The sequence below is a fragment of the Paracoccus sp. MKU1 genome (genome assembly GCF_001447385.1).
Lineage (GTDB): Bacteria > Pseudomonadota > Alphaproteobacteria > Rhodobacterales > Rhodobacteraceae > Paracoccus.
Genome location: NZ_LLWQ01000124.1, coordinates 1 through 9,575 on the forward strand (window position 1 = coordinate 1; position 9,575 = coordinate 9,575).

Sequence of the window (9,575 nt, forward strand, 5' to 3'; positions counted from 1 at the left end):
ATCCGTCCGAACTGGGTCGGGTCGCGCAATGGCTGGCCTTCGCGGACAGCATCACATCCACGGCCTCGGCGGCGCGGCTGCATGACGTGCTGGGCTATGACCTCGACGTGGCGCAGGCAAGGGCCGGCGCTCACAAGCTGTTCCGGATCCTGGATGACCATCTGGCCAACCAGGAGCTGCAAGGGTTCAACTGGATCGCGGGATCGAACCCCACGGTGGCGGATGTCGCGTGCTTCCCCTATGTGGCGCTGGCAGGGGACGGCGGCATCGAGCTGTTCTACTATCCGGCAATCCAGCGCTGGATACGCAGGTTCGTCAATCTTCCGCGCTTCAAGCTGATGCCGGGGATCAACATCTTCAACTGACCTGCCAGACTGCCACGACCGGGAACGTCACCTGTCATCAGGATGCCGTGCCCGGTCCTTTTGATGATCTTCCCACGCCAACAGTAGCCAGGCCGATCCGCGTCTGGCGGCGGTGCAGGTCTCTCGGCCGTTCCGTACTGACGACATAAACGACCAGCCGCTGATTTGTCGCTGCAAACTGCCGCGCCAGGGCGGGTGGAACCGGAACGTCGCAGCTGGATTGCAACCCGCGCACCACATTCATTCCGGGCATCGTCGACCCGCATCAGATCAGGCAGAGGACGACACACGCTCTTGCACGGCATTGGATGGCTTGTGCAGCCTGCTAGGCTTCGCTGCTGCGCAGGATCGTTTCGATGCGCTGCGCGTCCGACTTCGACAGCCGCCCGCTTGCGGTGCCCTGTCTGACCTTTCGGTAAATGGCACTCGCATGCCCGTCCGTGCGACAGCCCGTTCTGGTGTGGCGCAGGGGACGGGTTTCCGAAGCGTCGAGGGTCGGAAAGCACGACCTAAGGAAGATCGTCCTTGTCTCCGAATAAAGTTCGGCGCTATCGCCGCAGATTGCCCTTATGCCCTCCGAGAAGGCCCAGTCGAACAGGTTTTCCTGTGTTTCCCGGGGTGAGGCACTGCCCGAGGCGACGAAAAAGGGATGTGCCGGATCGTCTCCCAAGCAAATGTCGCAGCTTATGCCGGTTATTCCGGCAGGCAGGCGCGCGGCAAAAATCTTCAGGCCATTCAGCTCAAGCTCATCCGACAGGCTTCGAAACGAGCGGGAACCGATCCCCAGTCGATGCTGGATCATGTCCGCCATGCCGGTGGCAGTCCGATGCTTCGGATCGCAAAGGTCCATCCTGCTGGGCGGGGTGATGGTTCCGGTGGCCAGAAACTCGGCCGAGATATAGTTCTCGACGGCAATATATGTCGCCACCAGTGCCCGTGCCCTGATCGCCAGAGAGTCGACGGCATCGCCGAAGTATCTCTGCACCTTGATGTCTCTGACAAGCGGCGGCAGGAAAAAGCAGAGCGAGATGCCCGCCAGCGAACCGATGGCCGTCAGCTCACGAAATGTCGGCGATGCCTCGTCTGCCTCCCACCTGGCAAGGGTGGCGGCGTTGCCACCCATGCCAAGCGCCGAGGCAAACTCGGCAATCTCCATGTCGAGGCTTTGGCGCGCAATCTGAATTCGTTGTCCAAGCATCGCCGTCCCTTAACGATCAGTAAAGCACCACCGACCGGATGGATTCGCCGGCATGCATCAGGTCGAAGCCCTTGTTGATGTCCTCGAGCTTCAGCGTGTGGGTGATCATCGGATCGATCTCGATCTTGCCGTCCATGTACCAGTCGACGATCTTCGGCACGTCGGTCCGGCCGCGCGCGCCGCCGAAGGCCGAGCCCTTCCAGACCCGGCCGGTGACCAGCTGGAACGGGCGGGTGCTGATTTCCGCCCCCGCCGGCGCCACGCCGATGACGATGGACTGGCCCCAGCCGCGATGGGTGCATTCCAGCGCCTGGCGCATGACATTGACGTTGCCGGTGCAGTCGAAGCTATAATCGGCGCCGCCGATCTGGTCGAAGGGCGTCTTGGTCAGGTTGACGATTTCCTGAACCACGTTCTCGACATTCTTCGGGTTGATGAAATGGGTCATGCCGAAATGCTCGGCCATTTCGCGTTTGCCGTCGTTCAGGTCGACGCCGATGATCATGTCGGCGCCGGCCAGGCGCAGGCCCTGCAGCACGTTCAGCCCGATGCCGCCCAGGCCGAAGACCACGGCCTTGGCGCCGATTTCCACCTTGGCGGTATAGATCACCGCGCCGATGCCGGTGGTGACGCCGCAGCCGATATAGCAGATCTTGTCGAAGGGCGCGTCCTCGCGCACCTTGGCCAGCGAGATTTCCGGCAGAACCGTGTGGTTCGCGAAGGTCGAGCAGCCCATGTAATGCCGGATCGGCGTGCCATCCAGCATGGAAAAGCGGGTGGTGCCGTCGGGCATCAGCCCTTGGCCCTGGGTCGCGCGGATGGCGTGGCACATGTTGGTCTTGCCCGACAGGCACGAGGCGCACTGGCGGCATTCCGGGGTGTAGAGCGGGATGACGTGGTCGCCCGGCTTGACCGAGGTGACGCCGGCGCCGACTTCCAGCACCACGCCCGCGCCCTCATGGCCCAGGATCGCGGGGAACACGCCCTCGGGGTCGGCGCCCGACAGGGTGAATTCGTCGGTGTGGCAGATGCCGGTGGCCTTGATCTCGACCAGAACCTCGCCGGCCTTGGGGCCTTCAAGGTTGACCTCCATGACCTCCAGCGGCTTCCCGGCCTCGAGGGCGACGGCGGCGCGTGTTCTCATCATCTGTTCCTTCGTTCCATGCCTGTCCATCAATGCGGGATAAGCGACCTTCGTGTGTTAAGGATGCTGGCGAAGCCTCGACAATTGGGAGGATCGAGGCTTCGCTCCGTCTGGCGGCGGAGATTGTGAGCGCCAGACGTGTCTTACTCGACAAGAGGCAAGAATAAGGTCATTCACCGTTCAAAGGAGCCATTTTATCTGGACCTAACGTCCAGAAATTTGGACGGCGCATGGCTCTTGTGAACTTGCTACCTTTTCGACCGGACACCCAGGCCTGAACAGGGAGGCTTAGGCTTATGCCTGAGCACATGTTTATGGCGAACGTAGAGATCATCACCGATGACGGCCTGCCGTTCAACCCAACATGGCATCGGCAGTATGGGCGGCATCGCAGCCCGGAAACTGAAAATGGCCGCGTAAGTTCTACGAATGCGCCTCGTTAAAAACGGGAGAATTACAACGGCAGAGATCATGTTGCTGATTTTAGACACCCTGTTCACATATAAATTCTATGTAACAGAGACATGTTGGGATGACACTGCTGGTCTATTCTATGCAGCAAAAGCTACAAAAGGAATGCCGGTATGGGCGCACGTCCCTTAATCGAGAACATGGAATTTCTCCGCCATTTTTGGCATCCGGTCGCGACTCTCGACGAATTCGAGAAGGCCGACCCGCTGGGCAATGGCCCCATGGCCGTCACCTTGCTTGACGAGAAGGTCGTTCTTGCTCGTCTCGACGGCAAGATGATCGCAATGAAGGACCAGTGCGTCCACCGTTCGGCCAAGCTGTCCGGCGGCAAGGTCAAGGGCGACCAGCTTCAGTGCCCGTACCACGGATGGATGTACAATGCCGAGGGCAAGTGCACCCATATGCCGGCATGTCCGACGCAGAAGATTTCCTCGCGCGCCAAGGTTCCAAGCTACCAATGTGAACTGAAGTACGGTTTGGTCTGGGTCCGTCTGGACAGCTCGTGGAACGTGACGGAAATCCCGTATTTCAGCGTCGCTGATGACCCGAAGATGAAGATAGTCGTGCAGGAGCCCTACTGGTGGAATGCCAGCGCACCGCGCCGCTGGGAAAACTTCACGGACTTTTCGCACTTCGCGTTCGTTCACCCGGGCACGCTGTTCGATCCGAACAACGCCGAGCCGCCCATCGTGCCGATCGATCGCGTGAAGGGCCAGCTGCGCTTTGTCTATGACACGCCTCCGGGCATGGATGTTCCCGATCAGGCACCCATCGGCAACTTCACCTACCATTGCAGTATGCCGTTCACGATCAACCTGGCCGTTCAAAAATATGTGGGGAACAACCTTCACGTCCTCTTCAACGTGTCCTGCCCGGTGAACGCGAAGCAAACGAAGAACTTCCTGATCTTCGCCCGCGAGAAGAGCTTGAACGATTCGGATCATCCCCACATCGCCTTCAACGACCTGGTCTTTGCCGAGGACCAGCCGGTCATTGAATCGCAGTGGCCAGAAGAGATTTACGACGACGAACTGTCGGTCGTGACCGACAAGATCTCGATACAGTACAGGAAATGGATCAAGGAACTGGAAAACGCCCACGCGCAGGGCAAGGAGGCTTTCGAGAAGGCTCTCCTGACGCCGGTTCTTGAAAGCGACCGGATGCACCCTGAACTGCAAGCGGTCGCGGGCTGACGCTCGGCCGGATTTCAGGAGATATCCCAGTGTCAGTCCATTTCATGACCAGTTCTCCCGATGCGCTGCTTCGGGAGTTCAACCGGAGAATTGTCCAGGAAGAAGCGTGGGGGAAGGCGGAAGGCTGGATGCTGAAGGGTGATACCTCCTACCAGCATTCCGAAGACGTGTCGGATATCGGCGCAATGCTTGTGCCAAGCGTCGATGCGGGCACGTTGACCTTCGAACTTCATGCCGACGGCGGCAAAGGCATCCCGCCTGACGTGGTCAAGCTGTACTACACGAGGCTGGTGGAAACCTTCCTCCGGTGGATGGACGTGCGCTTTGATGAGGTTCGACTGAACTGAGCAGTCACGAAACCTGTCAGGCGGATAGATTTGGAACGGAAAGGAAGAAAGTTGGCCTTGTATGTGAACACCGCCGAACCGGAGAAGGCACTTAGGGCCTTCAACGCGTCGGTCGGCAATATCGATCAACCTCATGACGGCGCAAGATGGCTGCGACCGAAGAACTCAGACTACTTCACGCATGCGGACCCGGAATGGGCCTACAAGTCCTGGGTGCTGCCCAGTGTCCGCCAAGGATCGCTGATGTTCAACATCATCAGACCCGAGGACCGCTATGTTTCAGTGAAAGCCTATGCCGCCTATCACGCCGAGCTTGTCGGGACGCTGATGGATGCGGGACTGGCGGCCCCCCTGGACATAAAGATGTCGTCTCGATGCGCCGACGGCGACCTCAATGCCTGATCTCAAGAGGAGCGTGGACACACCGATGGCCAGTGCAGACAAGTTCCAGCCTATGCACAACATCTTTTGCGATGATGTGGAGAAACAGAAACAATTTTACGCTGCAATCCTGGGTTGGGACGACATTCCCGAGGCCTCTTCGCCGATCTACCGGGTTCTGCAAGGCAACGGCTTCCAGCTGGCCTTCAACGGTGTCCCGGCCTATGAGCTTCTGGGCCTGAAGGATCGTGAGAGACGCAGGACACCAACATCCAGCACCGGCACGATGGTGACGTTCGTGGTTGAAGACTGGGCAACGGTAGATGAGATCGCGCACAAGGTGCCCGAGCTTGGCGGGTCGATCGTCAAGGGGCCGTTTGCAACCTATTACGGGCAATGGCAGTTGGTCTTCAACGATCCGGAGTTCAACATCGCGCGCATCACAGCCATGACCATTCCCGAGGGTGCCGAAATTCCAGTTGTCAACTTCGACTAGGGCCTGTGCCTACGCAGGCCCTGTGCTGCCAAGCCGAGCCGTTATCTAGGGCGGCATCCCCGGTGATTGTCAGCCGGAAGCCGACGCAGGCACGACACAACGGTGCCCTTGACCACGACTACCCCCGGCCCATAGCTGAACCCTCTTGTCTTCTAGCGATGACAAGCAACTGCCGCGCCCTCTGGTGCGGCTCTTTCGTTCGGCCTGTCCACTCCGGCCCTCGGGCCGGGGCCCGCAAGGAATGCAGTGCATGGGCTTATCTGATGCACAGCGCCCTTCCCGCTGGTGTTTCGACGGACCCACTTACCGCACCTTCCCTTGCGCTCACCGGGTACAAGGGCTACGCTCGTCCCCTCAGGCACCGCAAACGGATCGAGGAGGCTTTCGGCTGGGCCAAAACCATCGGAGGCGCCGTCCAGACCGTTTATCGCGGCATTGAATGCGCACGGTTTCGCTTCATCATGACGCTGGCCGCCGGAAATCTCCCCAGACTGCCAAAGCTGACCCGGCTTGAGCAGAAGATGACGTCGCAAACCGACCAAACCCGCCACACAGAACAGATGAACAAGCCAAAGCCGCAGCAGAGCTGAAAATGACATCTTCAGCGCGGCACTAAACCAGCGACCTGTTGGTCTCCGAGTGCTACCCTCCTCACGCTTTAGCGTTCTCGGGCGGAATCCCCACCAAGTGCTACTTAAGTAGCTATTTTTGTTGTCACCTTTGCATAAAATGGCAGCAAAGTGCTAACCTCGCCTGCCGAAGACAGAACGCTGTCATAATTTGGTAGCAACGCGTTGCCACCCGGAGTAAACCAACTGACCAGACCTTCCGTTCGAGGTTTGGAACACAGCCCAGGCCCCCATGACGACCAAGGTTGAATTCAAGGATATCAGCAATTTCGTTCATGTCGCGAGGACGGGAAGCCTGACGCGCGCCGGTATGATTTCCGGCGTACCAAAGGCAACGCTCAGCCACAGCATCCGCCGCCTGGAGGATTTGCTGGAAGTTGAGTTGTTTCATCGTTCTCAGAGAGGCTTGCAGCTCACAGATGCTGGACGTGCCCTTCTAGATAATACCGGCCGTATATTTGACAGCATCGAACTGGCTGCAAGTGCGGCTCAACGTGCCCATAGCTCCTTGAATGGTAAAGTGAGGATATTAGGAAGTGCGGAGTTTGGGACCAGCATTATTGGCGCAGCAACTTTGTACTTGGCAAGAGAGCATCCGGGGCTATCCTTCGAAACACGAATGTACCCTAGTGACACTCCATTGCCAGAACAAACAGAATTTGATTGCCTTATTTTTGTTGGCACTGCCCCATCATCTGATCACGTTTGTCGAAAACTAGGCAATGTTGGGTATCGCGCCTACGCTAGTCCGCTACTTCTGCAGCGGCTAGGAACCCCTAATTCCGTTGAGGATATAAGGGAAATGCCCGGCATAGAATATACGCGCAAGGGAATAGCGGAGCCTTGGCTACTTCAAGACACAGACGGACAGCGGATTGGCGATTACAATGTGCGATTCAGCGTTCATGATTATTGGATGGCAAAATTCTATGCAGTTTCAGGAGAGGCAATAGCATATCTGCCGGACTTTTTTGTGCACTATGAAGTTGCTCAAGGTCACCTCATACCGCTCCTCCAAGAAGCCAACGAGAGTGAAAAAATATCTGTCTGGGCAATATATGGCGCCGCCCGCCATCGCAACCCTCGCGTTAAACTAGTAATTGATACGCTTTGCCAAAACTTCGACAAATTGATTCGTCACCCAGGCTATGCACTCGTGCGTCAGGACCTATAACTATAAACCCAAATACTCAACACACAGTGCAAGGAGTAATATTAGTCAATAAGGTCAAAAAAAGCAAAAGTACATCGACTTGCAGGAGGACAATCAGTCGATCTTTGCCCTGACCAAGAATCGTGGCGAGGAGTGGTTACTTATCTCGGCCAAGGGGCGCGCTCGTCATGATCCGGATGACAGCCTAAAGTGCGAAAATGTAGACGCTCTGTTTAAATTATTCGACATGCAAACCGATCTACCCCTGGCTGAAATAATGAATGGGGAGCTATTCGAATCTCTGAAAAGGAGTGATCGTTGCGACATGGACCTGCGCCATCTTCGATACGTCGTCGCCACAGCTCGGAACGGCAGCTTCAGCGCGGCTGCGCTGGAACTGGAGGTCCAGCAGCCGGTCGTGAGCAGACGAATCCGTGAGCTCGAGGAAGAGCTAGGCGTTGCCCTGTTCGACCGCTCCACCGCAGGGGCGAAGCTGACGCCCGTCGGCGAGGATTTCGCGGTCATGGCCGGACGCATCCTGGACGATCTTCAACGGCTGATCGATCGCACAAAGGCGGCAGTGCAAGGCCGGCGGGGTAGCGTCGTGCTGGGTTTCTACAAATCCTTGTCCTCGGGAAATCTTCGCTTCATCCTGCGCCGATTTCGCGAAAACCAACCCGAAATCGGCCTCGATCTGCTGGAGGCGCCCTTTGTCGAGTTGATGGCCGATATCCATTCCGGCAAGCTGGACATCGCGGTCATCCTTGGCGATCCGGATCGGTGCCCGGTGCTGAACACCATGGCGATCGGCACCGAGCAGTTGGTGGTTGTTTTGCCTGAGAGCCACCCGCTGGCTGAAAAGTCCTTCGTTTACTGGTCGGACCTGAAAGGAGAACGCCTTCTGATCTCGCACCAGGATCCTGGTCCTGACATCCGCAACATCCTGATCGGCAAGCTCGCGGCGCCATCGGACAGCCCCGAGATCGCCAGCCTGCATGTCAGCCGCGAGAGCATCCTCAGCCTGGTCGGAGCGGGCGAGGGCATCAGCCTGCAATGCGAATGCGCCAGCGGCTTGACGGGTCTGGGCGCGGTGTTCCGGCCGATTCATGACGCCAATGGCGCAACCCGGATCGGCTACGTCGCTTGCTGGCATCCGGAGAACGACAATCCGGCTCTGAAGACTTTCCTTGAGGCGCTTCGCGCGGAAGCGTGAGAGGCATCGCAGGCAACCCTGTGCCGCCTTCGCGGAAAATCCTTGCCGCAGGTCTCCTGTATTTTTTCGCCCTGCTACGATCCGCTAAGATTTCCACAAGATAGCTGTTGCACGGCTCGGTTTTGCGGCTCTTTTAGTCGACCCCATCCGGGGATCTTCTCTCGCCGCCCCGGTGAACGGGGGACGGGATGGCAGGTTCAGACCACAGAACGGCAACAGTGGAGCGCGGTGTCCGCATGCTCCGCACCGCGCTGGGGCCTGCCATCTCGTCCCTGCTGCGCGATCTCGAGGTCGTCGAGGTGATGCTGAACCCGGACGGCCGGATCTGGGTCGACCGGCTGCGCGACGGGCTGGCCGATACCGGCCAGTTCCTGTCCGCATCGGATGGCGAGCGCATCATCCGGCTGGTCGCGCATCATGTCGGCGTCGAGGTCCATGTCCGGTCGCCGCGCGTCTCGGCCGAACTGCCGGAGACCGGCGAACGTTTCGAGGGGCTGTTGCCTCCGGTGGTCGCCGCGCCCGCCTTCGCCATCCGCAAACCCGCCGTCGCCGTCTTCACGCTCGACGATTATGTCACCGCCGGGATCATGACCCGGATGCAGGCGGAAGCCTTGCGCCTCGCGGTCGCGACCCGCGCCAATATCCTCGTCGCCGGCGGCACCTCGACCGGCAAGACCACCCTGACCAATGCCCTGCTGGCCGAGGTGGCGAAGACGCAGGATCGGGTGGTGATCATCGAGGACACCCGCGAGTTGCAATGCGCCGCGTCCAACCTCGTCGCCATGCGCACCAAGGACGGCGTCGCGACGCTGTCCGATCTCGTACGCTCCTCGCTGCGCCTGCGTCCCGACCGCATCCCGATCGGCGAGGTGCGCGGCGCCGAGGCGCTGGATCTGCTCAAGGCCTGGGGCACCGGCCACCCCGGCGGCATCGGCACCATCCATGCCGGATCGGGCATCGGTGCGCTGCGCCGCCTCGAACAGCT

Annotated in this window: 10 protein-coding genes and 1 pseudogene; 9 read left to right on the forward strand and 2 right to left on the reverse strand. The window is 59.0% G+C overall.

The window, feature by feature from the left end; all coding sequences use genetic code 11:
• Positions 1-365 (forward strand): glutathione S-transferase C-terminal domain-containing protein (locus tag AQY21_RS08045; protein WP_203416453.1); only part of this gene is annotated, 365 nt, incomplete at its 5' end.
• Between the two features lie 325 nt (positions 366-690).
• On the opposite strand, the gene AQY21_RS08050 is transcribed toward AQY21_RS08045, so the two are convergent.
• Positions 691-1,563 (reverse strand): helix-turn-helix transcriptional regulator, encoded by an 873-nt coding sequence (locus AQY21_RS08050; protein ID WP_036759100.1) that lies wholly within the window; start codon positions 1,561-1,563, stop codon positions 691-693.
• A gap of 16 nt (positions 1,564-1,579) precedes the next feature.
• Positions 1,580-2,707: an S-(hydroxymethyl)glutathione dehydrogenase/class III alcohol dehydrogenase gene (locus AQY21_RS08055; RefSeq protein WP_036759131.1), complete on the reverse strand. Its 1,128-nt coding sequence runs from the start codon at positions 2,705-2,707 to the stop codon at positions 1,580-1,582.
• Between the two features lie 584 nt (positions 2,708-3,291).
• Between AQY21_RS08055 and AQY21_RS08060 the strand changes: the two genes are divergently transcribed.
• The 8 genes and pseudogenes from AQY21_RS08060 to trbB all read left to right on the forward strand — a co-directional run.
• The gene (locus AQY21_RS08060) at positions 3,292-4,371 is read left to right on the forward strand and encodes an aromatic ring-hydroxylating dioxygenase subunit alpha (RefSeq protein WP_036759099.1); all 1,080 of its coding nucleotides are present in this window, start codon (positions 3,292-3,294) and stop codon (positions 4,369-4,371) included.
• A 29-nt stretch (positions 4,372-4,400) separates the two neighbouring features.
• Positions 4,401-4,718 carry a hypothetical protein gene (locus tag AQY21_RS08065; protein ID WP_007396212.1) on the forward strand — a complete coding sequence of 106 codons (318 nt, stop codon included), beginning with the start codon at positions 4,401-4,403 and terminating at the stop codon, positions 4,716-4,718.
• 57 nt (positions 4,719-4,775) lie between these two features.
• A complete protein-coding gene (locus tag AQY21_RS08070; protein WP_036759097.1) occupies positions 4,776-5,120 on the forward strand; it encodes a hypothetical protein in 345 nt (114 codons plus the stop codon).
• 25 nt (positions 5,121-5,145) lie between these two features.
• Complete coding sequence (locus AQY21_RS08075) at positions 5,146-5,595, forward strand: VOC family protein (protein WP_036759129.1); 450 nt, start codon at positions 5,146-5,148, stop codon at positions 5,593-5,595.
• A gap of 326 nt (positions 5,596-5,921) precedes the next feature.
• A pseudogene (locus AQY21_RS29685) lies at positions 5,922-6,098 on the forward strand (IS5/IS1182 family transposase); the annotation flags it as partial.
• 358 nt (positions 6,099-6,456) lie between these two features.
• Complete coding sequence (locus AQY21_RS27715) at positions 6,457-7,398, forward strand: LysR family transcriptional regulator (RefSeq protein WP_082658036.1); 942 nt, start codon at positions 6,457-6,459, stop codon at positions 7,396-7,398.
• 79 nt (positions 7,399-7,477) lie between these two features.
• Positions 7,478-8,590 (forward strand): LysR family transcriptional regulator, encoded by a 1,113-nt coding sequence (locus AQY21_RS08085; RefSeq protein WP_238986720.1) that lies wholly within the window; start codon positions 7,478-7,480, stop codon positions 8,588-8,590.
• A gap of 188 nt (positions 8,591-8,778) precedes the next feature.
• On the forward strand, positions 8,779-9,575 hold a 797-nt coding region (trbB, locus tag AQY21_RS08090), incomplete at its 3' end, for a P-type conjugative transfer ATPase TrbB (RefSeq protein WP_058097194.1).

Excerpts from the sequence above, each read along its gene's own strand:
- AQY21_RS08050 (WP_036759100.1), bottom strand. The coding sequence starts at position 1,563 with ATGCTTGGACAACGAATTCAGATTGCGCGCCAAAGCCTCGACATGGAG.
- AQY21_RS08055 (WP_036759131.1), bottom strand. The coding sequence starts at position 2,707 with ATGAGAACACGCGCCGCCGTCGCCCTCGAGGCCGGGAAGCCGCTGGAG.
- AQY21_RS08060 (WP_036759099.1), top strand. The coding sequence starts at position 3,292 with ATGGGCGCACGTCCCTTAATCGAGAACATGGAATTTCTCCGCCATTTT.
- AQY21_RS27715 (WP_082658036.1), top strand. The coding sequence starts at position 6,457 with ATGACGACCAAGGTTGAATTCAAGGATATCAGCAATTTCGTTCATGTC.
- AQY21_RS08075 (WP_036759129.1), top strand. The coding sequence starts at position 5,146 with ATGGCCAGTGCAGACAAGTTCCAGCCTATGCACAACATCTTTTGCGAT.